The sequence below is a fragment of the Romboutsia weinsteinii genome, assembly GCF_002250835.2.
Classification (GTDB): domain Bacteria; phylum Bacillota; class Clostridia; order Peptostreptococcales; family Peptostreptococcaceae; genus Romboutsia_A; species Romboutsia_A weinsteinii.
This window is the reverse complement of sequence record NZ_NOJY02000017.1, coordinates 38,091-62,818: the sequence shown is the minus strand read 5'-3', so window position 1 is coordinate 62,818 and position 24,728 is coordinate 38,091. Positions and strand designations below refer to the sequence as shown.

Below are 24,728 nucleotides of genomic sequence, written 5' to 3'. Positions count from 1 at the left end.
AAAGTCAATACCTTTTATGAAAATAAATACTGATTATGAATTTAAAAAAAGGGTAAGGAAGTCTAAATGCTTAGAAATAAGCTGAATAGATAAACAGAGAAAAATAAATATAATAATGAAAACAAAAGAGCAAGAGGGTCAAAAGGAGAGTAGGAAATGAACTGGATAAAATTTAATAATCAAGTCATAATCAAAAATGAGCAAGGAAAGTATCAGTTAGAAAAAGATAAAGATGCCTTAGAGTGTTACATAAGGGAGTCAATAAACCCTAGGTTGAAAAAATTTAAGAGTCTAGAAGATAGATTAAGTTACTTAGTAGATAATGACTATTATTCAAAAGAGGTAATAGATAAATATAGCATAGGTTTTATAAAGGAAGTGTATGAACTTATAACTAGTCATAGTTTTAATTTTCAATCTTATATGAGTGCTAATAAGTTTTATCAAAATTATGCATTAAAGAGTAATGATGGTAAAGAAATATTGGAAAGTTACAATGATAAGGTATTAATAGTATCTCTAGCACTTGCTGATGGTAAAAAAGAATTGGCACTTAGCTTAGCTAAGAAATTAGTAAGACAAGAGTTTCAACCTGCTACTCCAACATTTTTAAATGCAGGGAGGAAAAGAGCAGGAGAGATGGTATCTTGTTTCTTGTTATCTGTAGAAGATAGCACAGAAGGAATATCTTATGCCATATCTTCATCAAATCACTTATCTAAGATAGGTGGAGGAGTTGCCCTTAACTTATCTAGGTTAAGAGCTAGTGGTGAAGCTATAAAAGATATAGATGGATCTTCAGGTGGAGTGGTAGGAGTTGCTAAGATGTTAGAACAATCTTTTAGCTACTTTAACCAGATGGGGGCTAGGCAAGGAGCAGGAGCTGTTTATTTAACTGTATTCCATCCAGATTTTGAATTATTAATGGACACTAAAAAAATAAATGCAGATGAGAAAATAAGATTAGCATCTTTATCACTAGGTGCAATAATCCCAGATAAATTTATGGAATTAGCTGAGAAAAATGAAACTGCTTACGCATTTTATCCACACTCAGTATATAAAAAGTATGGTGTAGATTTTGATGATATAAAAATGGATGAGTGGTACGACATACTTGCAAATGACGATGATATAAGAAAAAAAGAGATAAATCCAAGGCAGATGTTAACTAGAATAGCACAAATGCAACAGGAAAGTGGATACCCATATGTAGTATTTATTGATACTGCAAATAAAGAGCACGTATTAAAAGATAATGGAGTTATAAAAATGTCCAACTTATGTTGTGAAATATTCCAGTACCAAACTCCATCAGATATAAAAGGATATGCTGGTGAAAATAATTGGGGGCAAGATATAAGCTGTAACTTAGGGTCTTTAAATATTGCGAATGTTATGGATAACAAAGATATAGAAGGCACTGTAAAAACTGCAATAAGAGCATTATCTTTCGTGTCAGATAAGACAAATATAGATTCAGTACCTACTATTAAAAATGGAAATAGTGCATCTCATGCTATAGGGCTAGGAGCTATGAATTTACATGGATATCTTGTAAGAGAGGGAATATTATATACATCTAAAGAAGCAATAGATTTTAGTAATGTGTTCTTCTCTATAGTTAGGTATTATGCAATAAAAGCATCTATGGAAATAGCCATAGAAAAAAAACAAACCTTTGAAGGCTTTGAAAAATCAGAATATGCAAAAGGAAAAGAAAGTAAAGTGCTATCAAAGTATTATACAGAGGATTATTCTCCTACGACTGATAAAATAAAAGAATTGTTTGAAGGAATATATATACCGACAAGAAATGATTGGACAAAATTATTAGATAAAGTAAAGACCAATGGAATATATAATGCTTACTTGACAGCAATAGCACCTACTCAAAGTATTAGCTATGTGCAAAATGCAACTTCAAGCATAATGCCAATAACTGACCCTATAGAGGTAAGAACTTATGGTGATTCTACTACTATGTACCCTATGCCATTTTTGACAAATGAAAATATGCTTTACTATCAATCTGCATATAGAATGGACATGAAAAGTGTGATAGATGTAGTGGCAACAGTGCAACAACATGTTGATCAAGGGATATCTACAACGCTGTTTGTAACAGACGATAAAACTACTAGAGATATTGCTAGATATTATATATATGCTTATAAAAAAGGATTAAAAAGCCTATATTACACAAGAACAAAAATGACACGTGACAATAATGAATGTCTTATGTGTTCAGTATAAGGGGGAGATGTTATGACTTTTAAATTAAATCAAATTCATAAGGCAGTAAACTGGAATAAAGAAGACGATGGATTTACACAGGCATTTTGGGATCAAAATGTTAAGCAGTTTTGGTTACCAGAAGAAATATCGGTATCTAAAGACCTTAAGACTTGGCAAGAATTAAACGAAAATGAAAAAGAACTATATAAAAAAGTACTAGCAGGATTAACTTTACTAGATACTAAACAAGGTAACAATGGGATACCATCAATGATGAGTTTAACAGATAATCTTCAAAGAAAGGCTGTACTGTCATTTATGGGAACTATGGAAGAGATACATGCAAAGAGCTATTCTTCTATATTTATGACATTGCTTTCTAATGTTGAAATAGATGAGATATTTGAATGGATAGAAAGTGAGCCGACTTTACAGAAGAAAGCTGATCTAATACTTGCCCAATATGAAAATACTAATGACCAAAGAAGCCTATATCTGGCAATGGTCACAAGTGTATTTTTAGAGAGTTTCTTATTCTATTCAGGATTTTTCTATCCACTTTACCTTGCAGGACAAGGCAAAATGGTTGCTAGTGGTGAGATAATTTCTCTTATACTTAGAGATGAATCATTACACGGTAAGTATATAGGTTTACTTGCACAAGAAATATATAAAGAGTTTTCTAGGGAAAATCAAGAAGATCTTAAAAAACAAGCATTTAAGATACTTAATGAGCTGATGAAAAATGAAGAGGATTATACTAATACTATTTACAAGGATAGTGGTTTTGAAGAAGAAGTAATTAACTTCTTACAGTATAATGCCAATAGAGCTTTAGAAAATCTAGGCTTTGAATCATTTTATACGGTAGAACCTATAAATCCAATAGTATTAAATGGATTGAGTACAGAAACTAAGACTCATGATTTCTTCTCTACTAAGGGTAATGGATATCAAAAAGGAGTATATGAGGAATTAGAGGATGAGGACTTTATTCTTTAATAAATAGACGGAGTCGTGAAACACGACCCCGTCTATTTATATTTTGGATATATTTATTCTGACAAAGATATATCATCATTTTGGATATAATACAAGCTATAGAAATATCCTTTAAGATTAATTAGATATTCAAAAGAACCTTTCTCAATTACCATACCATCTTTCATAACAATAATTTCATCGTAGTTAATTAAAATATTTTTGATAAGCTTGTGAGTAACTACAATTAGTGTTAAATCATAAAGCTTTAGGAGAGAGCTTTCTAAGTTATAAGCAGTTTCATTGTCTAAAGCTGATGTAGATTCGTCAAGAATCAAAATCTGAGTATTATTTATAAGGGCACGAGCTATAGCAATCCTTTGTTTTTCGCCACCAGATAGTTTGTTTCCATTTTCACCGACTAATGAGTCTATTCCCTTTGGAAGGGATGATATTAAGTTAGAAAGACCAGACCTATTACATACATTTGACACTTCTTCATCGCTATAATTAGCAAATAGTTTTATATTTTCCTTTATAGAATCATCAAACATAAATACATTTTGCTGAATCATAGACATATTTTTGTATAAGTCTGAGCTAAAAATCTTATGCAAGTCTTTGTTATCTAATAATATATCACCATCATAGTCTTTGTAGTACCTCATAAGTAGTTTTATCAAGGTACTTTTACCACATCCACTTTCACCTACTATTGCATACTTTTTATTTTTTTCAAAAGTAAGATTAATGTTGCTTAATGCTTTTCGATCAGCAGTATAAGAAAAAGTTAAATCCTTAACTTCTAAGCTATTTTCGAAGCTGATAAGGTCAGTATCCTCAACATCCTCAGAAGAATCATAAAGCATATTATCTATCTTATCAGCAATAAGAGAGACTGATTTAATTTGATTTATTAAAGAAATACTAATCTTAACTGGTCCAACTATATGAGTACTAAGTTGAATTATTATAATTGCAGTACCAACAGATATCTCTCCCCTATACATAAGATATCCACCTAAGATAAGCACTCCTAGATAAATTGTAACGCTAAAAGATAAAGAAAAGCCTTTAATTATAGCTTCAATAATTGAACACTTTCTCTTAGTAGTCTCAACAGTGTTTGAATAATTTCTAAAAATTGTATTAATTTTGCTACTTATATTAAATCCTTTAATTACTTCAAATCCAGAAAATAAATCCTTAGTGACTGATGTAATATCTTCTAAATTGTGAGAGTAGTTGTTTTTCTCTAAGGTTAATTTTTTAGAAAGAGCATGTGGTATCACAAATCCTAACACTCCAAAAATAGATATAAATAATACTATAGTTGGGCTTATAGAAGATAAAAAGACCAATGAAATAGTAAAAGAAATAAAAGAAGAAATAACCTGGAATATGTTGTTTAGTAGGCTGTCTTCAATAATTTTTATATCGTTGTAAAGTACAGAGATATACTTACCGCTATTGTCTAGAGAAAAGTCTTTCATGTCTTTACTCAATATCTTGGAAAAAATATCTGTTCTGAGATAATTAACAGTATTTTTTATGTATGATGACATTACAAAGCCGTCAATATATTCAGTTATGAACATAATTATTATAAGTAGAATACTGGCGGAAATGATAGGGATAAACTTGCTATTTTCTCCATTTGCAAATATATCAACAATAAATCCCATCATAAAATCAAAAGCTATGGCAGATAGAGCGGCTAATGATATAGTTATTATTCGTGTAAAGAATAAGAGCTTATATTTAAATATGTATTTATATAATTTTTTCATAAGACCTCCTTGAAAATGAAATATAAGTAAATTTACTCGTGTAAAGTATAATACAGAACTTAATAAAAGTAAAATAATAATCAGTAACTTAAATTTATATATAAACAATACAAATATTTCTAATAGTTGTTGACAACGATTAAAAAAAGTCTTACTATTTAATTAATCTAAAATGATAATCAATATCAATAAAGAAAGAATACTAATAATTCAAGGAGGAAAGAGTATGAAAATAGTTTATTGGTCAGGATCAGGTAACACAGAAAAGATGGCAGATTTAATTGCAAAAGGGGTTAATGAAGGTGGAAAGAATGCAGAGATAATCAATGTATCCGATGCAAATTCAAATATATTTGATAATGAAGAAATAATCGTGTTGGGTTGTCCTGCTATGGGATCTGAGGTACTTGAGGAGTGTGAGTTTGAACCATTTATAGATAGTATTTCAGATAAAGTTTCTGGAAAAAAGGTAGCCTTATTTGGTTCTTATGACTGGGGAGATGGGCAGTGGATGAGAGATTGGAAAGATAGAATGGAAGGACTAGGATGCCAATTGATTAATGATGGGTTAATCATACAGGAAGCTTCAAGTGAAGACTGTGAGGAGTGTATAGATCTTGGAAAGATGCTGTCATCTATCTAGCGATACCTAAGAAAAATCATATATTATCCAATTAAAAAGTTTGGATATGAGCATTATAAATGGGTTAGAGTTGAGAAGCATAGATTAGAATGAAAAAATTTTATAAAAATAGGTTGACTTTTTGAAATAAAGCTAATACTATAATATAAAACTAATAATAAAAATTCTTTGATAGGAATAGTAAATATTATCTAAGTATCCCAAGCGAGTGGAGGATGGTGAGAGCTCCATGAGAAAAGTAGTGTTGAAAGACATCCTAGAGAAGCTTATCTGAAATTGATAGTAGGATAAGTCGGGTTACTCCGTTATTAAGTAATAAGAGATGACTTAAGTTTATTTTAGCTTAGTCAAGTAGAATGGCACCGTGAATACAGCTTTCACTTCTATAATGAAGTGAAAGCTTTTTTTATTACAAAGATTCACTAGAATAGGGCCCATTCTATAGGCTATTTTACATTGACAAAAGCTAAGAATAAGTCAATAAGGGTGGTACCGTGAACTTTCGCCCCTTGGGATTAATCTTGAGGGGATTTTTTAATTATAAAAAATTATAATTTTGAGAGGAGAAATAATTATGAAAAGAACAATGATAAATAAATTAAGTAATTATATAAATGAAGAGGTAAAAATAGAAGGATGGATACATCGTATAAGAACTTTAAAATCAATTAGCTTTTTTATTATTAGAGATAGAGCTGGATTAGTACAATGTGTGGTTGATAATAAAATAATTGAATCAATAGAAGTAAAGCTAGAATCAGTGGTATCTATTATCGGTAAGGTAAATGAAAGTAATAACAAGTTGAATAGTTACGAGGTACAAGTAAAGAGTATTGAAATAATAAGTAGTTGCAAAGAAGAATTACCAATTGAAATTAACAAAGAAGAACTAAATATAAATCTAGATACTATGCTAGATAATCGAGTACTGAGCCTTAGACATGAAAGAATCAACTCAATATTTAAAATTCAAAATTTAATAGTAAGTGGATTTAGAGAATATCTAACTCATGAAGGATTTACTGAAATATTTACGCCTAAGCTAGTATCACAAGGGGCAGAGGGAGGGAGTGACATATTCGAAGTTAAATATTTTGAGAATAAAGCTTATCTAGCTACAAGCCCACAGTTTTATAAACAAATGATGGTTGCAGCTGGATTTGAAAGAGTATTTGAAGTAGCTCATGTATATAGAGCAGAGGAACATAATACCAACAGACATCTAAATGAGTATGTAAGTATGGACCTTGAGGTTGGCTTTATAGACAATGAAGAAGACTTGATGGATATTGAAGAAAATTTGTTAAAATTCGTAATACAAAAAATAGAAAATGAAGGTAGATACTATTTAAATTTATTAAATGTGGAGCTACCCAATATCAATAACTCTATTCCAAGAATGAAGCTAAGCGAAGCAATAGAAATACTCAAAAAAGAATACAACAAGACCGAATTGGAAGGAGACTTAGACCCAGAAGCAGAAAAACTAATATGTAAGTATGCTAAGGAAAAGCTAGGAAGTGAGTTTATATTTTTAACTAATTATCCAAGAAAGAAAAGACCAATGTATACTATGCCATGTGGAGAAAATGAAACTCATAGCTTTGACTTACTATTTAGAGGTATTGAAATTACAACAGGTGGTCAAAGAATACACGAGTATGAAGCGTTAATTGAAAATATAAAATACAAAGGTCTAGATCCTAATAATTATGAAAGCTATACTGAGGTATTTAAATATGGAGTACCAAAGCATGGAGGTTTAGCAATTGGACTTGAAAGAATTACTAGTAAAATGCTAGGATTAAAAAATGTAAGAGAAGCAACTCTTATTACAAGAGATAGGACTAGATTGATACCATAGATTTAACTAAGTTATATCCAGGTTAAATATATAGGGAAAATTAACCATATGTTAACCTGGATATAATAATTGTTTAACAAAATATAAATATAATGATAATTGTAAAAGATATTATATTTATTATTAAATAATTGGGGGAAAACAATGAAAAGACCAAAGAAATTAGCTGTTATAGGATTGTCATTATTAATAATGGCATCACAGATGGTAGGGTGTAGCACAAGCAATGAAGCTAAAGGAGAGAGTGAATCTAAAACAGAAATAGCGCAAACTAGCTCAAAAAAGCCTAAATACATATTTACATTTATAGGAGATGGAATGTCTTATACTCAAGTAAACGCTGCTCAAGTATATAATGGAACTATAAAAAATCCTGATAAAATTGAGCTTGATAAGTTAGGATTTACACAGTTTCCAGTAGTAGGATCAGCTACAACGCAAGATGCTACTTCATTTGCACCGGACTCAGCATCTACAGCAACAGCAATTTCTAGTGGAGTAAAAACACATAGTGGAGTAATAGGATTAAATGCAGATAAGAAGACTGCACCAGAAAGTATAACTGAAAAACTTAAAAAAGAAGGTTATAAGATTGGAGTAGTAAGTTCTGTTTCTTTAGACCATGCAACACCAGCAGCATTTTATGCACACTCTGAATCAAGAAGTGACTACTATAAGATAGCTACTCAAATGTCAGAAGGTACAGTTGATTACTTTGGAGGAGGGGGCTTATTAAAGCCAACTGGTGAAGAAGAGAATAGAAAAGATGCAACAGAAATTCTAAAAGAAAAGGGATACACTGTAACTAATGATAAAGATGAAATACTTAATTTAAATAACGAATCTGGAAAAGTATATGCTGTAAGTCCAACACTTCAAGATTCACAAGCTATGAATTATAATATAGATGCTAAAGATGGGGATTTAAAGCTAAAAGACTTTGTATCAAAGGGAATAGATGTGCTTGATAATGAAGATGGATTCTTTATGATGGTTGAGTCAGGTAAGGTTGACTGGGCAGGGCATGCAAATGATGCTATGTCAAATATCAATGATGTAATAGCGCTTGATGAAGCTGTAGATGTAGCTGTTGAATTTGCTAAAGAACATCCAGAAGAGACTCTTATTCTTGTTACTGGAGACCATGAAACAGGAGGAATGTCAATCGGACAAGCAACAACTGGATATGATACTGCCTTTGATATTTTATCTAATCAAAAGATGTCTTATGTAGCATTTGATGAATTAATAAATGAATACAAAGAATCTACTAAAGCACAAGATGCTAAGATAGAGGACTTATTACCAATAATAAAAGAAAAATTTGGGCTTATGAAAGCAGATGAGCCAGATGCATCAAAAGAAGAAAATGCAAATCTAGTTCTTTCTGATTATGAATACAACAAACTTGTTAAAGCATTTGAAGAGACTATGAAAGATGCAGAAAATCGTGAAGAGGGCACTGAAAATGAAATATTATATGGAGGGTATGAGCCATTGTCAGTAACACTTACTCATATAATCAATAACAAGGCAGGTATAGGCTGGACTTCTTATGCTCATACAGGAGTGCCAGTACCAGTGTATGCAATGGGTGCAAGTGCTAATAATTTTTCAGGATCATATGACAACACAGATATATTTAACAAATTAGTGGAAGTTTGTGGATTAAAATAAATTAAGAAACTCTGGGGGAAAGATAATTGAAGGCTAAAGAAAATAAAAAAGTAGATGAAAAAATACATATAAAAAGAAAGATTGACATTAAGACGTATTTTAAAAATAAATCAATTTTAGAAAAAAGAAATATTATATTTTCTATTATCTGTATTATGGCAATATTAGTCTTATTATTGATCCCTACAGGGTTTGAAAAGCAAATTTATAACAATGCAGAAAGTGTAAAGGCAAGGGTAATAAGCACCGATGAATCATCTATTTATGAAACGGGATTGATAAAGCAAGGTGATCAAATATGTAAAATAGAAATACTAAATGGAAGCTTTAAGGGGGAAACAGTAGAGGCTGTAAATCTTTTGACCGGAAAGCTTGAAGTGGATAAGATGTTCAAGGCAGGGGATACAGCGTTTGTATTACTAGAAAAATCTAACGATGGAGAGTTAGTATTTGCTAATATGGTAGATCATTATAGATTAAATATAGAAATACTACTAGTTGGATTATTTGTAACTTTACTAGTAATATTTTCAGGATCAACTGGAGTAAGAACGATTATATCATTTGCCTTTACATTGTTGTGTATACTTAAAATATTTGTTCCTATGTTACTTAAAGGATATCACCCGATGGTTGTAGCTCTTGTAATTGGAATTATGATCTCAACGGTTACTTTGATTTTGGTTGCCGGTTTTACTAAAAAAGCTTATTGTGCAATAGCTGGAACAATACTAGCATCATTAGCAACTTGTGTGCTAGCTATAGTATTTGGAAATTTATTTAAAATACATGGGGCAGTTATGCAGTGGTCGGAGTCGTTATTATATGCAGGATATCAAAATATAGATCTAACTTTAATATATCAATCGGGAATATATTTATCATGTTCGGGAGCAATATTAGATTTAGCAATAGATATATCGGCGGCTATAGAGGAATTAGTAGAGAAAAATCCTGATATATCAAGAAAAGAGATATTAATATCAGGGCTTAATATAGGTAAATCAATAGTTGGTTCTCAAACCACAACACTATTACTTGCATATATGGGAAGTTTTATTGCTGTAATGATGGTGTATATGGCACAAGGGACACCTCTGTTAAGTATACTAAATACTAAGTTTATATCATCTGAAATACTTCATACATTTGTTGGATGTACTGGGCTTGTAATAGTTTCACCACTTACGGCTATTATTTGTAGTTATGTATATAAACTTAATAGTATAAAAAAGATTGATATAATAAATTTAAAAGATAAAGTAGTGGATTAGTTATTTAACTAAATATTAATCTATAAAATAACTTCTATATAGGAAAAAATATTACTATACATAAAAACCATAGTATGGATTATGCTATAATAGATTAAAGTACTTACATAGGAGTGAAGAAAATGGATATCAAAATAGAAGATAAACTAAATCCAATTTGCGAAATACTTGGTTTACTTTTCGTAAGTCAAAATTATGAAATGATAGTAAATGAATCAATTAAAGAGCTTAATAGTCACGGAATTAACGGTGAATTATTTATAAAAAGACATTTTAAGATTATTGATAAATATATAAAAGCATTTGATAAATATAAAAAAGTAAATAATAATGAGTTATTTTTACTTGATGAAGAAGATGCTGGTATTTTCACTTTACTTTCTATTGGGATAATAGAAAATGAAGAGATAATGACTAACATAGATGATTGTAGTGAAGAAAAACTAAAAAGAGAAGTTTTAGATGCTATTAATGATGTATTTGAGATAGAAGGATCAAATGAAGATATTGATTCTACTGATAAAATATTAGAATTTATAGACAAGCTAGACCTTAGTAAAAATATTAAATGGAGATTACTAGTAGTCTTAAAGGATTTAAAAAAATATTACAAAGAATTAGTGATTGAAGTTGAGAATAACAGACAAGCTTATAATGAAGCTTACAAAGTAGTTGAAAAGTATGTGCCTAAATTAATATCTGATTTTACAAAATATATAGGCTCGGGTGAATGTGAATTACTTAATAATATTAAAAATAGTGAACAAGACTCTTATGTTATAGTGCCTACCTTGTCTATGATGAACTCTTTCTTTGAATATAAAAATACTTATCATATAGGATTATTATATGAACTTATTTATAAAGAGCAGATAAAAGCCATGGGTAATAAAGGAGAGCTAGTATTACAGCTAAAAGCTTTAGCTGATAAAAGTAAGTTAGAAATAGTATCGCTTTTAAAATCTGAACCAATGTATAGTTTAGAAATAGCTGAAAGATTAGGTCTAACGCCTGCTACAGTTTCTTATCATATGACTGTATTACTTGAAAGTAATATGGTAATAGTTGAAAAGAAAAATGGCAAGGTATATTATTCTCTAAATAGTACAGGAATTGAAAAATTTATAGAAGAACTTAACAGAACTTTACTATAAAAAGCTACTCAGTATGACTGAGTAGTTTTTTTATTGCAAAAAACATATTAGAAAGTTATCTAATATGTTTGACAAAAATCAAAAAACATCATATATTAATAATATATTAGATAAACATCTAAAAAATATAATATATATCTAATATATAAATGTAATTAGGAGGAGATTGAATGAAAGAATGTATCAAGAAAAATAAGGTACTATTAGTACTTACAATTATATTTAGCACAATATCATCTATATCCATTGTAGGATTATCGCTATTTATACAAGAAACAATTGACGTAGCAACTAGCGGTAATATGGATGGATTTAGTAAAATACTAATTTATTCTATGATTTATGGAATATCAATAGGAGTTATATATTCTATATATGATATTTTAAGTAAAGTATTTATAAGAAATATGACAAAGATGATTAGAAGTAAGGTGTTTAGGGGGATATTTAAAAGTAATTACAAAGACTTTACATCTATAAATACAGCAGATTATATATCTGTACTTACAAATGATATAAAGCTTATTGAAGAAAATTATATTAATCCATTATTACAAATACTTCAGTATAGTGTTATGTTTATAGTTACTGTAATTTTATTGATATATATAAGTCCGATAGTAACTGTTGGATTATTTGTTAGTATGTTACTAATATTTATTTCACCAGCTATATTTGGAAAAATGCTTGAAAAGAAACAACTTGCTTTATCTAATAGGTTATCAATCTTTACTACTAAGATAAAAGATATATTTTCAGGGTACGATGTTATAAGATCTTATGGACTTAAGAGCAATATAATTGAAGAGTTTGAAGAAGAAAATGATATTTTAGCAGATACAAAATTTTCTGCTGATAAGCTATTCGTTATAAATGAATCAATATCACAAACATTAGGAATGGGGACTCAGTTTGTAGCAATATTTTTATCAGCGTACTTAGTTATAAATGGAAATTTAACTATAGGTATGCTTATTGCTATAGTTCAACTTTCGGGGACTCTTGTTCAACCCGTAATTATGATAATGAGCAATGTTCCAAAGATTAGCAGTATGAAGCCTGTACTAGAAAGAGTTGATAATTTCTCAAATTATGTTGATAATGGATTAGTAGGAGAAGATAAGCCATCACTTAACAATGATATAGAAATCTCGAATTTATCATTTAACTATGATGAAGGTATACAAATACTTAAGGGGATAGATTTAACAATATCTAAAAGTAAAAAATATGCTGTACTTGGTAAAAGTGGATGTGGTAAATCTACACTTATTAAATTGTTACTGGGATACTACTTTGAGTTTGGTGGAGATATAAGCTATGATGGAAATAGTATTAAGAACTTAGATATTGATGAGTTAAATAAAATGATATCAATAATACATCAAAATGTTTATATGTTTGATAAGAATATTGAGGATAATATTTGTCTATATAGTAAATTCTCAAATGAAGAACTAAATGATGCTTTAAGGTTAAGTGGTGTAGATAAATTTATTAATAATACTGAAGAAAAATTAAATTATTTAGTAGGAGAAAATGGATGTAATTTATCTGGAGGTCAAAGGCAAAGAATAGCAATAGCAAGAGCTTTGATTCAAAAAACACCAATACTTGTACTAGATGAGGGTACTTCAGCAATAGATATGCAAACTGCTTATGATATAGAAAGTAAGCTATTAGATATAGATGATTTGACTTTAATAACCATCACTCATAAGAGTAGCGGAGATTTACTAGAGAGATATGATGAAATAATTTATATGGAAGATGGATATATAGTTGAAAAAGGAAGCTATAATGACTTAGTAAATAAAAAAGACAAATTCTATGAGTTTTATGCTGTATAAAGTAACACTAAAAAATATAACAGACATTTAACTATACTAAATTTATAAAAAAACTAGCTTGATGCTTTATATAAGCATTGAGCTAGTTTTTGTTATATTTATAAGCACATACTATATATTAAGTATTTAACAAATTTTCTGAAAAATAAACTGAATTGTGATACTATATTATTAAAATAAGATAAAAAGTTTTAATTTTAGGGGGAATAAAAATGAATAAAGCTGTGGAAGTAACAAGGGGCCCATTGATAGAATCTACACATATGGCCCATATAGCCGTAGTAAATTCACAGGGAGAATTATTATATAGCTATGGTGATCCTGAGAGAATAACTTATGCTAGGTCATCTGTTAAGCCAATTCAAGCTCTTCAAGTATTAGAAACTAAAGCTACACAACGTTATGATATTAATGAAAGAGAAATATCTTTTATGTGTGCATCCCATTCAGGAGAAACGTACCATGTAGAATGTGTAAAAGAGATATTAGGTAAGGCTGATATAGGTCTTGATAAGTTAAATTGTGGGATACATGTACCTGGAAACAGTGATGTCTATAAGGAACTTATAGAAAGTAATGTTGAGCTTAGTCAATCTCACAACAATTGCTCAGGAAAGCATAGTGGAATGCTTATTTCTGCAAAAAATATGGGAGAAGATTTGGATACATATTTAGATATAAATCACCCTGTTCAGCAAAGGATATTAGATAATATTTCTTATGTATGTGACTATGATAAAGAAAAAATAATGTTAGGTATAGATGGATGTGGTGCACCTGTGCATGCATTGCCTCTTGAAAGATTTGCTTATGGATTTGCAAGAATGGCAGACTCAGTTAAGTTAGAAGAAAAAGGAGTATTTGTAGATAAAATAACTAGTTCTATGATGAAGTATCCAGAGATGGTTGCTGGTAGAAATAGATTTTGTACGGATTTGATGAGAGTATGTGGTGATAGAATATTTGGAAAAGCAGGAGCACAAGGGGTTTATTTAATAGGAGATAAAAAAAATAAGCTTGGTATTGCAGTGAAAGTTGAGGATGGCAATGGTCAAGCCACTAATTGTGTTGCTATGGAGGTACTAAGACAGCTTGGCTCAATTACAGAAGAAGAGTTAAAAGAGCTAAATAACTTCTATAATCCTAAGCTACTAAATGCTAGAAAAGATGTGATAGGTGAGGTAAGATCTAGCTTTAAACTAAACAAACTTGCTTATGAGAACAATAGACAATAAGTAACTTACAAAGGGGAGAGTTATGGGAATAGAAGATAAGTTCAATATAAATATCGGAAAGCTAAAAAAGGGAAAACGAAATCTTATAACTGACGTAGATGGAGTAAAGGTTGGGCATGTTACTTTAGATGAGGGAAGCATTAAGACTGGAGTAACTGCTATATTACCTCATAAAAATAATTTATTTCAAGATAAGGTAATGGCATCATCTACTGTTATAAATGGTTTTGGGAAAAGTATAGGTCTTGTTCAAATAGAAGAACTTGGAAATATTGAAAGTCCTATAGTTATGACAAATACTTTAAGTGTAGGTACTGGAAGTACTGCACTGATAAAATATATGCTCAAAGAAAATGAAGATATAGGAAAAACTACATCAACAATTAACTGTACTGTAGTTGAGTGCAATGATGGATATTTAAATGATATAAGAGGGCTACATATTAAAGAAGATCATGTATTTGAAGCCTTAGAAAATGCAGATAGTGAATTTGAAGAGGGGTCTGTTGGAGCTGGAACAGGTATGAGCTGTTATCAACTTAAGGGAGGAATAGGGTCTTCTTCAAGAGTAATAGAACTTGATAATAAGGCATATACTGTAGGAGCGCTAGTTTTATCAAACTGTGGTCTTAAAGAAAACTTAATTGTGAATGGTAGAAATTTAGGTCAAGAGATAAACTTTAAAGATAAGTGTATAGAGAAAAATGATAGATCTGTAGCAGATAGGCAGATAACAAATATCAATAACATAGATGAAGAGCTAGAAAAAGGCTCAATTATAATAATAATAGCAACAGATGTTCCATTGAGTGAGAGACAGTTGAAAAGAATATCAAAAAGAGCAACAATATCTCTAGGAAGAACAGGGTCTTATCTTGGAAATGGTAGTGGTGATATATGTATAGCATTTACCACTGCAAATAAAATCAAACATTATGAAAAGGAAGATTTAATTTATATAAAAGTAATTAATGAAAATAAGATAGATTTAGTATTTAGAGCTGTAGTTGAATCAGTTGAAGAATCAATAATAAGTTCTATGATTCATTCTAAAGACACAATAGGTAGAGATGATAATAAAAGAGAAAGTATATTAAATTACTTAGGAGGCCAAATATGAAACCATTCGTAGGAATATTAGGTAATATAATGACCATGAAAGAAGAAGGATTTGTAGGTCAAGAAAGAGGTTATTTAAATAATACGTATATCAATGCTGTTGAAAAAGCTAATGGAGTACCTATTATAATACCAGTGACTACCAATGAAGAAAACATAAGAGCGCAAATAAGTAAAATGGATGGAATCTTACTATCAGGGGGAGTAGATGTAGATCCGATATTGTATAATGAAGAGCCTAGAGAAAAATTAGGTACTGTTAATCCAACACTAGATGAATTCAACTTAATAGCAATAAAAATAGCTTTAGAACTTAATAAGCCAATACTTGGAATATGTAGAGGATTACAAGTTTTAAATATAGTACTTGGAGGAACATTGTATCAAGATTTAGACTATATAGATGGTAGTTACATAAAACATGTTCAAAATTCAAAGCCTTATTCTGCTACTCATAGTATAAAGGTTGATGATAGTAGTGTACTAAAAGAGATATTAGGGGAAAATGTATATGTAAATAGTTACCATCATCAAAGTATAAAAGACTTAGGAAATGGACTAAGGGCTATAGCTTATTCATGTGATGGTATAATTGAAGCTGTTGAAAAGATCGATAGTAATTTTGTAATAGGAGTTCAGTGGCACCCAGAAAGTATGGTAAATCATTGTGATAAGATGCTAAATTTATTTAGATATTTTGTAAATAGTTGTGAGTGATTAAATGTATTATAGGAAAAATACATTGTAAATAGGGTGTTGAATGTTCTGATGATAAAGAATATTTAACACCAGTACTTTTCAATGAATTTAAGATAAGAAAAAAGACAACTGATGTATTTTTTAGAAAATAAGAGGGTTTTCTGCTTAATTTACATAATATTATGAATATATAAAACCAAGAGGGGGAGTTTTATGCATTTCAAGAAAAGAGTATCGATATTATCGGGACTATTTATATTAGGGGCTATATTTAGTGTCGGTTGTAGTTCTTCAGGATCTGTTGCAAATCCAGATGAAGTCATGGAAAACCTTAGTGCTAGGAAAGCTATAGCTATGGCAGTTGACAAGGATACATTTGTTGATGTTATCTTAAACAATGGTTCAACTGTAGCTGATTACTTTGTGCCGAAGAGACTAGCACTTGATGAGAATCAAAAGGATTATAGAGATTTTGCAGGAAATATGGGTTATGAACAAGATGATGAAAAGGCAAAGGAAGAATGGGCAAAGGCAAAAGAAGAATTAGGTTTTGATAAGGTTACATTAGATATGGTCTTATATGATACAGATATGAATAAAAGACTAGGAGAGTATGTTCAGTCAGAGTTAAGTATATTAGATGGTCTTGAAATAACTATAAAGCAAATGCCAGCAAAACAAGTTATGCAAGCTCATTCAAAGGGAGAGTTTAATATAAGTTTCAATGGATGGGGTCCAGACTATCCAGATGCACTAACTTATTTAAATACTTTTGCTACGGGTCAAATGTATGGGGTAGCAACAAATTATGAAGGTAAAGAATACAATGAGTTATTAGAAAAAGGTAAAAATAGTGCAACTACTGAAGAGTCTTGGGAAACTTATGCTCAAGCAGAGAAACTACTACTAGAAGATGCATATTTATCACCAATATATCAAAAAGGTGTATCTTATCTGCAAAAAGAATATGTGTCAGGAATTGCGATAGCAACTTTTGGTCCAAAATACTCTTATAAATGGGCAGATGTAGATAAGGATGAGAAGGTATTTAGAGTATCAAACACTGCTGATATAACAAGTTTGGATGCAGCAAAAATAAAAGACACTTTATCAAGAGAAGTAACTCTAAATGTTATGGAAGGTCTAGTTAGAATGGATGGAGACTTAAATGCTGTGCCAGGTATGGCAACAAAATGGGAAACATCAGAAAATGGTAAGACATGGACTTTCCACTTAAGAAAGGATGCAAAATGGAGTAATGGTGAAAAAGTTACAGCTAATGACTTTGAGTTTTCATTTAAAAGAACACTAGATCCTAATACTGGTTGTGAAAATGCTAGTGTATTTTATGATATAGTGGGAGCTCAAGATTTTAACTTAGGTAAAAGTACTGATAAAGATAGTGTAGGAGTAAAAGCAATAGATGATTATACATTACAAATAGATTTAGTAAGACCAGTTAATTATTTTGATAAATTAGTATGCCATCCAATATTCTCACCACAGAATCAAAAGTTTGTTGAGGAAAAAGGTGATGCATTTGGTACTACTATAGAAGATACATTATTTAATGGACCTTTTGTATTAAGTACTTGGAAAATGGAAGACCAATATAGCATGGTAAAGAACAAAGATTATTGGGATAAGGATACTGTAAAATTAGAGACAGTATACACTAAAGTAGTTAAGGATGGAAACTCAGATATGAACCTTTATGAAGGTGGAGAAATAGATAGAGTTAACTTAACTGCTGAACAAGTAGATAAGTATAAAGATAGTCCTGAGTTAAAAACTGATTTGGAATGTGTTACTTATTTCTTAATGTTAAATGGTGGAAAATCTAATAATAAATAATATTAAAAGTTTGGGCTTATGCTCAAGCTTTTTTAATTATAAAGATATTATATTTTACAAACCTTACAAAATTGATAGAAAAACGTAATATAATTGAATGGTGGAAATTAAAAGAAAATAATAAAATAAACTCATATCACAATAGAGAGGGGAATCATATGAAAAAATTAGATTCATTTACATTAAAAATAATAGCAATTATAACTATGTTGCTAGATCATATATATACATATATGACACCTGTGGGGGTGGATGTACCTATATGGTTTGGGTACTTAGGTAAGCTTTCAGCTCCTATATTTTTCTACCTTATAGTAGAAGGATTTTTCCATACTAGAGATAGAAAAAAGTATTTATCTAGACTAGCAATCTTTGGAGTTTTAATGATTGGAGTAGGTATGATTTTTGGAATTCACAATAATATATTCTTATCACTTACTTTATCAATACTAATATTAATGATTATAGATTATGCCAAGTATAGTGAGAAGAAGATTATGTGGATACCAGCAATAGTTAGCGTAGTTATATTAGGATTTATATATATATTTACAGAAGCATCTTTATATGGACTTGGTATGACTTTGATATTTTATATATTTAGAGAAAAGAAAATGACAATGGCTTTAATATATGTATTATTTAGTTTATTACCAGTATTCTCTATAATAGGTATGCCTGAAGCTTATGAACAGTTATTTTTATTTGATTATCAGTGGATGATGGTATTTTCTATAATATTAATACTAATGTATAATGGTAAGTTAGGTCTTAAAAATACTTTTACAAAATGGATGTTTTATATATTCTATCCAGCGCACTTAATAGCAGTTGTCTTAATAGCAAAAATTATAGCATAAATTTTAAAATCCTTATAAGTGATAATTCACTAATAAGGATTTTTTTAATAGCTTACATTATAGTCTAAAATACGTTTAAGATGGTAATTGCTCATACTTTTTACGTCTACTGCAAAAGCATCTAGACCAAATAGAAGTACCACTGCAAATAAGTTTGCCTCGTACTCTTGATGATTTTTTAGAGAATCGCCATTAAAGTGAGTACAACAATCATCGTGAAGTAAGGCATGACCGATTTCATGTGCACAAAAAACCTTTTGTGACCTTTCATCGAAATTTGCATTTATATGTATTGCTGGAGGTACATCTATAAAAGGTCTAAATGTAGATGCAGTCATTGCAGATTTGTTATATTTTACAAACCTGAATTTTATACCTACCATTTCACCTATTTTAAACGGATTGCTAGTTGTCGAATTATTTCTTAGACTTAGAGCTAAGTCTATTATCTGTTCTTTAGTCAACCTGTTTGCCTCCTAGATTATATTATTTTTCATAAAAATTCTATCGTATAATTTATATTATAGCAATAAATTCTGTGAATGCAACGTAATAATGCTATTTTTAGTAAAAATAGGTATATTTAGATATATAAAGTATTGTTTTTGTAAAAAAATTAGTTATTTTATTAATAAGTAGTGTTATAAATATGAAATTTGATATTAACACTTTAAAATAAATTATGTAGCGAAATATTTTCTTGAAGTTAATATTATATTGCGGTAAATATACTAAGTTACTTATAAAAATGATTAATTAGGAAGAGAATATACTATAAGAATATAAAAAATGACATTAGTAAAATTATACTTAAAATATAAATTTAAGAAAAAATATAAAAAGCGTTGACAAATATAAAATATTATAATATACTAAGGAAGTAGTCGAAGGACAGCAAAAAAATAATATGATCCATTAGCTCAGTCGGTAGAGCACCTGACTTTTAATCAGGGTGTCCCGCGTTCGAGTCGCGGATGGATCACCAGTTGAAACTCTTAGATAATCTAAGAGTTTTTTTATTTTAAAACATTAGGTATAAATTAGTAAATTTTGATATATAATAGTTGACAATGTAGAGGATTTAAAGATAGACTAATATTTATTAATATATGAAAGAAGGTACATGATGGAAGAATTATATGCATTAATAGAAGGAAAAATAGCAGCTGCTGGTTATAATGGACCTGTAAGCGGACAAGAAATATACGAAGAAATATGTGATGAGATAGAAGAGAAAGAAGAAGGCAGTTATATATTTATGTCAAAGAAAGAAGACGATGTTTTCTTTGAATATCAAATAGATGTTATGGATGAAAATTTCAACTTATCTTACATAGATATAAACACACCAGCAGGAAAGATTCACGTAGACTTTGATGCTGAGTAAATTTAATAAGTAAAAATATTAACCCTGAGATAAATATTAACCTCAGGGATTTTTTTATTATAGTCAATTTCTATATTGAAAGATATCTTGAAGTTTAGTATATGATAGTTGAAAATTAAGTTAATATATAGTAGACTACTTGGCATAGCAAAAGAGTAAGTGAAGGAGAGATATTGACATGAGAAAAGCAAAAACAAGTGACTTAAATAACATAATGAAAGTTATAGACTTAACTGTTAAAGAGATGAAGCAAGAAAACAACACTCAATGGGATGAAAGATACCCAATAGAGGAAGATTTTTTAGTTGATATTGAAAAAGGTACTTTATATGTAGAGGAAGTTGATGGAGAGTTCAAAGGATTTATTTGTGTAGATTTTAATCAACCAAAAGAATACGATGATATAAATTGGTCTAGTAATAAAGAATCAATGGTGATTCATAGAATGGCAGTAAATCCGGCTTGTAGAAGGCAAGGAATAGGGCAAAGGTTAATAAAATTTGCTGATGAACTAGCAATTGAAAACAAGGCTAACTATATAAAGACAGATACATACTCGATAAATACAAAGATGGATGCTTTATTTAAAAAGTGTGGATTTGTAAAAGTTGGAGAGATGGATTTCCTGGGAAAAGAAAAGCCTTTTTATTGTTATGATAAGTTGATCTAATAACTAAATAATATAAACTAAAAATACTCTAAAGCCATGCTCTAGAGTATTTTTTATCTAATAATGATACACCTTTCTAAATTTGAATACAGTACTAGAATTAGGGTTAGATTGGTTAGCGACAAGTCTAGAATCACTATCTCTAACACCTATAAAGCTACCATTAGGAGCTAGTATTGCATAGGATGATTCATCTACTTCTTGTAACTTAAATATTGCAGCACCTTGGTTAAAAAGATCTACAGTTAAGTTTCCATTTTGGTCAACTCTTAAAAATCTAGCACCATGAAGTCTTATCATTACATTGTTGTCTTCTAATATAATAAGGCTAAAAATCTTAGCTGTCATAGGGTTTTCTGTTATTGCATAAAAAAATTCGTCTAGACCTATCTCTACATACTTATTATTATAGAGAGATTTAATTTGAACTACTAACGAATCGATTTTTTCGTCCATAATCTGAGTAGTATCTGGAAAAACTGGTGTTTTTGGTAATGTTTCGTCCATCATCATTTTTCTATTTCTGTTCATATATGCCCCCTTATTATCACATTCTATAAACATAGTTATCTAGTTTATATTATGACGATAAGTATACTTGTGTTACAAATAGAGATTTTATATTGGTTTTAATAATGTATGAAATTTTGTATTATTTTGAAAGTATGCTATACTAAATTGTAAGTACTTCGGAGTCAAGTTCCAAAATACTTATAAATTAAGGGGATGATAGATATGATAGAAATAAAAAATGTAACCAAGAAGGTCGGAAGCAAAGTAATTTTAGATAACATAAATCTAAAAATAGATAAAGGCAGCTTGGTAGTTTTAATAGGTTCTAGTGGATGTGGAAAAACCACAACCCTCAAACTTATAAATAAACTAATAAAACCTTCATCAGGAGAAATTTATATTGATAATAAACCAATTTCTAAAGAACATACCATTGAACTTAGACGAAAAATCGGATATGTAATTCAAAACACAGGTCTTTTTCCACACTTAACCATACGAGAAAATATAGAATTAATACCAAGATTAAAGAAAGAAAAATCAATAACAGAAATAGAGAAGTCAACGGTTGAACTATTAGAAATGGTAGGGCTAAAATACGAAGACTATATAGACAAATACCCTTCTGAACTTAGTGGAGGACAACAACAAAGAATTGGTGTAGCGAGAGCTATAGCAACAGGTGCAGAGATAATACTAATGGATGAGCCATTTAGTGCACTGGACCCAATTACAAGAACATCTCTTCAAGAAGAACTATTTACACTTCAAGATCAATTAAAGAAGACAATTATATTTGTAACACATGATATGGATGAAGCTTTAAAAATAGGAGATAAAATCTGTATTATGGACAATGGAAAAATAGCTCAATATGATACTCCAGAAAATATATTAAGAAATCCAGCCAATGAATTTGTACAAAACTTTATAGGATTAAATAGAGTTTGGAACAATCCTGAATTTATAAAAGCTAAGGACATTATGATTCAAAATCCTGTATCAGTAAAATCTTCAAGAACAATAATTCAAGGTATTGAAATAATGAGAACTAGTAAGGTAGATAGTTTGCTAGTTGTAGATAAAAATAACATATTAGAAGGAATAGTTACTGTAAAAGATATGAAATTAAACGCTAATAAAGGACAGTACTTGAAATCTATTATGTCAACAGAATTACTTTATGTAAATGATGATGATAATCTAGTAGATATACTGGGAGTCATGAATGAACACTCGGTAGGATATATACCTGTAATTTCCAATGATAAAAAACTTTCAGGTTTAATTACAAGAAGTAGTTTACTTTCAGTTCTAAGTGAGCAATTCTTAGAAATGGAGGTGAGTGTACTTGGATAAAATAATACAACTATCGATACAACATATGGGTCTTACGGTATCTGCTATTGTAATAGCAATATTAGTTGGTGTACCTCTTGGAATAGTAATATGTCGAGTAAAACCTCTTAGAAAAGTAATTTTACCCTTTGTAAACTTAGTACAAGCAGTGCCATCGATGGCTTTACTAGGATTGCTGGTTCCAATACTTGGAATAGGAAGCAAGCCTGCAATATTTATGGTAGTCGTGTACTCATTATTGCCGATTGTAAAGAATACTTATATAGGGATCTCTACTATTGATCCAGTAATACTTGAATCAGCAAAAGGAATAGGACTTACTAAGAATCAGACTTTATTTAAGATACAATTACCTCTTGCATTACCTGTAATAATGGGGGGAGTGAGAATTTCGGCAGTTACAGCTGTAGGTCTTATGACGTTAGCAGCATTTATTGGAGCTGGTGGATTAGGATATTTAGTATTCTCTGGAGTGCAGACAGTTAACAATAGTATGATCTTACAAGGAGCAATACCATCGTGTTTACTTGCTTTAGCAGTAGATTATATATTTAGTAAAATAGAAATAGCAGTTACACCAAAAGGATTAAATCCAAACTCATCTAAAAAGAACACTACAGTACTTAAGGTAATAGGTTCTGTAGTAGTGATTGTAGTTATATTTACAGGATTATCACAAGGATTTACTAATAAGAAGGATACAATAACCATAGGATCTAAAAACTATACAGAGCAATTAATACTTGGTAATATGTATGCAGATTTAGTAGAGAATCATACAGATTTAAATGTGGATAGAAAATTAAATCTAGGAGGTTCATCAGTTGCATTCAATGCAATAAGAAGTAATGAGCTAGACATGTATGTTGACTATACAGGAACTATATTAGTAAACATAATGAACAATAAACCTGTAAAGGATGTAGATGAGGTTTATAATATTGTTAAAAAGAATATGAATGATAAATATAATCTATCAGTGTTAAACCCAATAGGGTTTAATAATACCTACACACTTTCTATGATGGCAGATGTGGCTAATAAATATAATATAAACAGTATATCTGACTTAAAAGAGCATAGTGATAAATTAGTACTATCACCTTCATTGGAATTTGAAAATAGAGATGATGGGCTAGTTGGACTAAAAGATTATTATGATATGAATTTTAAAAGTGTAAAGGCAATGGATGGATCAATAAGATATACTTCACTTAAGCAAAATGAAGCTCAAGTAATAGATGCTTTCTCTACAGATGGTCTTATTAAGAAGTTTGATCTTAAAATTTTAGAGGATGATAAAAAATTCTTTGTTCCTTATTATGCAGTTCCTTTAGTAAACAATGAAACTTTAGAAAAATATCCAGAACTAGAGGATGTATTCAATATACTAACAGGAAAGATTGATGAAGAAACTATGTCAGAACTTAATTATCAAGTAGATGAACTTGGTAAGTCTCCTGAAGAGGTTGCACATAAGTTTTTATTAGATTCAAAGTTAATAAAGTAATTAGACAAGCCTAGTCTTATATAAAGTAAAATGCCCACCTTAGAATAATAT

At 29.8% G+C, this 24,728-nt stretch carries 20 protein-coding genes, 1 tRNA gene and 1 other annotated feature; of the genes, 18 read left to right on the top strand and 3 right to left on the bottom strand.

What is annotated here, in order from left to right:
* Positions 1-156: 156 nt before the first annotated feature.
* The gene (gene nrdE, locus CHL78_RS11205; protein ID WP_094365978.1) at positions 157-2,256 is read left to right on the top strand and encodes a class 1b ribonucleoside-diphosphate reductase subunit alpha; all 2,100 of its coding nucleotides are present in this window, start codon (positions 157-159) and stop codon (positions 2,254-2,256) included.
* A gap of 12 nt (positions 2,257-2,268) precedes the next feature.
* Positions 2,269-3,240, top strand: coding sequence for a class 1b ribonucleoside-diphosphate reductase subunit beta (gene nrdF / locus CHL78_RS11200; protein ID WP_094365977.1), 972 nt, complete (start codon positions 2,269-2,271; stop codon positions 3,238-3,240).
* 53 nt (positions 3,241-3,293) lie between these two features.
* Here nrdF and CHL78_RS11195 read toward each other — a convergent pair whose 3' ends face one another.
* Entirely contained in the window at positions 3,294-5,009 is a 1,716-nt protein-coding gene (locus CHL78_RS11195) for an ABC transporter ATP-binding protein (RefSeq protein ID WP_094365976.1), read from the bottom strand.
* A 226-nt stretch (positions 5,010-5,235) separates the two neighbouring features.
* Between CHL78_RS11195 and CHL78_RS11190 the strand changes: the two genes are divergently transcribed.
* The 11 genes from CHL78_RS11190 to CHL78_RS11140 all read left to right on the top strand — a co-directional run bounded on the left by CHL78_RS11190 (position 5,236) and on the right by CHL78_RS11140 (position 19,238).
* Complete coding sequence (locus CHL78_RS11190) at positions 5,236-5,652, top strand: flavodoxin (protein WP_094365975.1); 417 nt, start codon at positions 5,236-5,238, stop codon at positions 5,650-5,652.
* 159 nt (positions 5,653-5,811) lie between these two features.
* Positions 5,812-6,040, top strand: a binding site (T-box leader).
* 186 nt (positions 6,041-6,226) lie between these two features.
* Positions 6,227-7,516, top strand: coding sequence for an aspartate--tRNA(Asn) ligase (gene aspS, locus CHL78_RS11185; RefSeq protein ID WP_094365974.1), 1,290 nt, complete (start codon positions 6,227-6,229; stop codon positions 7,514-7,516).
* 144 nt (positions 7,517-7,660) lie between these two features.
* Positions 7,661-9,193 (top strand): alkaline phosphatase, encoded by a 1,533-nt coding sequence (locus tag CHL78_RS11180; RefSeq protein ID WP_094365973.1) that lies wholly within the window; start codon positions 7,661-7,663, stop codon positions 9,191-9,193.
* 26 nt (positions 9,194-9,219) lie between these two features.
* Positions 9,220-10,467 carry a YibE/F family protein gene (locus CHL78_RS11175; RefSeq protein ID WP_330408620.1) on the top strand — a complete coding sequence of 416 codons (1,248 nt, stop codon included), beginning with the start codon at positions 9,220-9,222 and terminating at the stop codon, positions 10,465-10,467.
* Between the two features lie 122 nt (positions 10,468-10,589).
* Positions 10,590-11,621: an ArsR/SmtB family transcription factor gene (locus CHL78_RS11170; protein WP_094365972.1), complete on the top strand. Its 1,032-nt coding sequence runs from the start codon at positions 10,590-10,592 to the stop codon at positions 11,619-11,621.
* 170 nt (positions 11,622-11,791) lie between these two features.
* Entirely contained in the window at positions 11,792-13,471 is a 1,680-nt protein-coding gene (locus CHL78_RS11165) for an ABC transporter ATP-binding protein (RefSeq protein ID WP_094365971.1), read from the top strand.
* Between the two features lie 212 nt (positions 13,472-13,683).
* A complete protein-coding gene (locus CHL78_RS11160; protein ID WP_199534036.1) occupies positions 13,684-14,706 on the top strand; it encodes an asparaginase in 1,023 nt (340 codons plus the stop codon).
* 22 nt (positions 14,707-14,728) lie between these two features.
* Positions 14,729-15,826, top strand: a complete 1,098-nt coding sequence (locus CHL78_RS11155) for a DmpA family aminopeptidase (RefSeq protein ID WP_094365969.1) — start codon at positions 14,729-14,731, stop codon at positions 15,824-15,826.
* Positions 15,823-16,542, top strand: a complete 720-nt coding sequence (locus CHL78_RS11150; RefSeq protein ID WP_094365968.1) for a gamma-glutamyl-gamma-aminobutyrate hydrolase family protein — start codon at positions 15,823-15,825, stop codon at positions 16,540-16,542. The genes CHL78_RS11155 and CHL78_RS11150 overlap by 4 nt, the downstream gene beginning before the upstream one ends.
* Before the next feature lie 195 nt (positions 16,543-16,737).
* Entirely contained in the window at positions 16,738-18,378 is a 1,641-nt protein-coding gene (locus CHL78_RS11145; protein ID WP_094365967.1) for an ABC transporter substrate-binding protein, read from the top strand.
* A gap of 158 nt (positions 18,379-18,536) precedes the next feature.
* The gene (locus tag CHL78_RS11140) at positions 18,537-19,238 is read left to right on the top strand and encodes a TraX family protein (protein WP_094365966.1); all 702 of its coding nucleotides are present in this window, start codon (positions 18,537-18,539) and stop codon (positions 19,236-19,238) included.
* Positions 19,239-19,282: 44 nt separating this feature from the next.
* Here the strand turns inward: CHL78_RS11140 and CHL78_RS11135 are convergent, their stop codons facing one another.
* Positions 19,283-19,702, bottom strand: coding sequence for an ImmA/IrrE family metallo-endopeptidase (locus CHL78_RS11135; protein WP_116041477.1), 420 nt, complete (start codon positions 19,700-19,702; stop codon positions 19,283-19,285).
* A gap of 445 nt (positions 19,703-20,147) precedes the next feature.
* On the opposite strand from CHL78_RS11135, the gene CHL78_RS11130 reads away from it, so the two are divergent.
* The 3 genes from CHL78_RS11130 to CHL78_RS11120 all read left to right on the top strand — a co-directional run bounded on the left by CHL78_RS11130 (position 20,148) and on the right by CHL78_RS11120 (position 21,295).
* Positions 20,148-20,223 (top strand) — tRNA-Lys (locus tag CHL78_RS11130).
* Positions 20,224-20,364: 141 nt separating this feature from the next.
* Positions 20,365-20,625: a hypothetical protein gene (locus CHL78_RS11125; protein WP_094365965.1), complete on the top strand. Its 261-nt coding sequence runs from the start codon at positions 20,365-20,367 to the stop codon at positions 20,623-20,625.
* A gap of 178 nt (positions 20,626-20,803) precedes the next feature.
* A complete protein-coding gene (locus CHL78_RS11120; RefSeq protein ID WP_094365964.1) occupies positions 20,804-21,295 on the top strand; it encodes a GNAT family N-acetyltransferase in 492 nt (163 codons plus the stop codon).
* A gap of 57 nt (positions 21,296-21,352) precedes the next feature.
* Here CHL78_RS11120 and CHL78_RS11115 read toward each other — a convergent pair whose 3' ends face one another.
* A complete protein-coding gene (locus tag CHL78_RS11115) occupies positions 21,353-21,826 on the bottom strand; it encodes a fascin domain-containing protein (RefSeq protein ID WP_158540685.1) in 474 nt (157 codons plus the stop codon).
* 204 nt (positions 21,827-22,030) lie between these two features.
* On the opposite strand from CHL78_RS11115, the gene CHL78_RS11110 reads away from it, so the two are divergent.
* Together CHL78_RS11110 and CHL78_RS11105 are read left to right on the top strand one after the other, a co-directional pair.
* On the top strand, positions 22,031-23,167 hold the full coding sequence (locus CHL78_RS11110; RefSeq protein ID WP_094365962.1) for a betaine/proline/choline family ABC transporter ATP-binding protein: 1,137 nt from the start codon (positions 22,031-22,033) through the stop codon (positions 23,165-23,167).
* A 25-nt stretch (positions 23,168-23,192) separates the two neighbouring features.
* Positions 23,193-24,677, top strand: a complete 1,485-nt coding sequence (locus CHL78_RS11105; protein WP_094365984.1) for an ABC transporter permease/substrate-binding protein — start codon at positions 23,193-23,195, stop codon at positions 24,675-24,677.
* Positions 24,678-24,728: the final 51 nt, after the last annotated feature.

What these genes read in the sequence shown, in the direction of transcription:
- nrdE (WP_094365978.1), top strand. Translation starts at nt 157, where the DNA reads ATGAACTGGATAAAATTTAATAATCAAGTCATAATCAAAAATGAGCAA.
- nrdF (WP_094365977.1), top strand. Translation starts at nt 2,269, where the DNA reads ATGACTTTTAAATTAAATCAAATTCATAAGGCAGTAAACTGGAATAAA.
- CHL78_RS11195 (WP_094365976.1), bottom strand. Translation starts at nt 5,009, where the DNA reads ATGAAAAAATTATATAAATACATATTTAAATATAAGCTCTTATTCTTT.
- CHL78_RS11190 (WP_094365975.1), top strand. Translation starts at nt 5,236, where the DNA reads ATGAAAATAGTTTATTGGTCAGGATCAGGTAACACAGAAAAGATGGCA.
- aspS (WP_094365974.1), top strand. Translation starts at nt 6,227, where the DNA reads ATGAAAAGAACAATGATAAATAAATTAAGTAATTATATAAATGAAGAG.
- CHL78_RS11180 (WP_094365973.1), top strand. Translation starts at nt 7,661, where the DNA reads ATGAAAAGACCAAAGAAATTAGCTGTTATAGGATTGTCATTATTAATA.
- CHL78_RS11170 (WP_094365972.1), top strand. Translation starts at nt 10,590, where the DNA reads ATGGATATCAAAATAGAAGATAAACTAAATCCAATTTGCGAAATACTT.
- CHL78_RS11165 (WP_094365971.1), top strand. Translation starts at nt 11,792, where the DNA reads ATGAAAGAATGTATCAAGAAAAATAAGGTACTATTAGTACTTACAATT.
- CHL78_RS11160 (WP_199534036.1), top strand. Translation starts at nt 13,684, where the DNA reads ATGAATAAAGCTGTGGAAGTAACAAGGGGCCCATTGATAGAATCTACA.
- CHL78_RS11155 (WP_094365969.1), top strand. Translation starts at nt 14,729, where the DNA reads ATGGGAATAGAAGATAAGTTCAATATAAATATCGGAAAGCTAAAAAAG.
- CHL78_RS11150 (WP_094365968.1), top strand. Translation starts at nt 15,823, where the DNA reads ATGAAACCATTCGTAGGAATATTAGGTAATATAATGACCATGAAAGAA.
- CHL78_RS11145 (WP_094365967.1), top strand. Translation starts at nt 16,738, where the DNA reads ATGCATTTCAAGAAAAGAGTATCGATATTATCGGGACTATTTATATTA.
- CHL78_RS11140 (WP_094365966.1), top strand. Translation starts at nt 18,537, where the DNA reads ATGAAAAAATTAGATTCATTTACATTAAAAATAATAGCAATTATAACT.
- CHL78_RS11125 (WP_094365965.1), top strand. Translation starts at nt 20,365, where the DNA reads ATGGAAGAATTATATGCATTAATAGAAGGAAAAATAGCAGCTGCTGGT.
- CHL78_RS11120 (WP_094365964.1), top strand. Translation starts at nt 20,804, where the DNA reads ATGAGAAAAGCAAAAACAAGTGACTTAAATAACATAATGAAAGTTATA.
- CHL78_RS11115 (WP_158540685.1), bottom strand. Translation starts at nt 21,826, where the DNA reads ATGAACAGAAATAGAAAAATGATGATGGACGAAACATTACCAAAAACA.
- CHL78_RS11110 (WP_094365962.1), top strand. Translation starts at nt 22,031, where the DNA reads ATGATAGAAATAAAAAATGTAACCAAGAAGGTCGGAAGCAAAGTAATT.
- CHL78_RS11105 (WP_094365984.1), top strand. Translation starts at nt 23,193, where the DNA reads ATGGGTCTTACGGTATCTGCTATTGTAATAGCAATATTAGTTGGTGTA.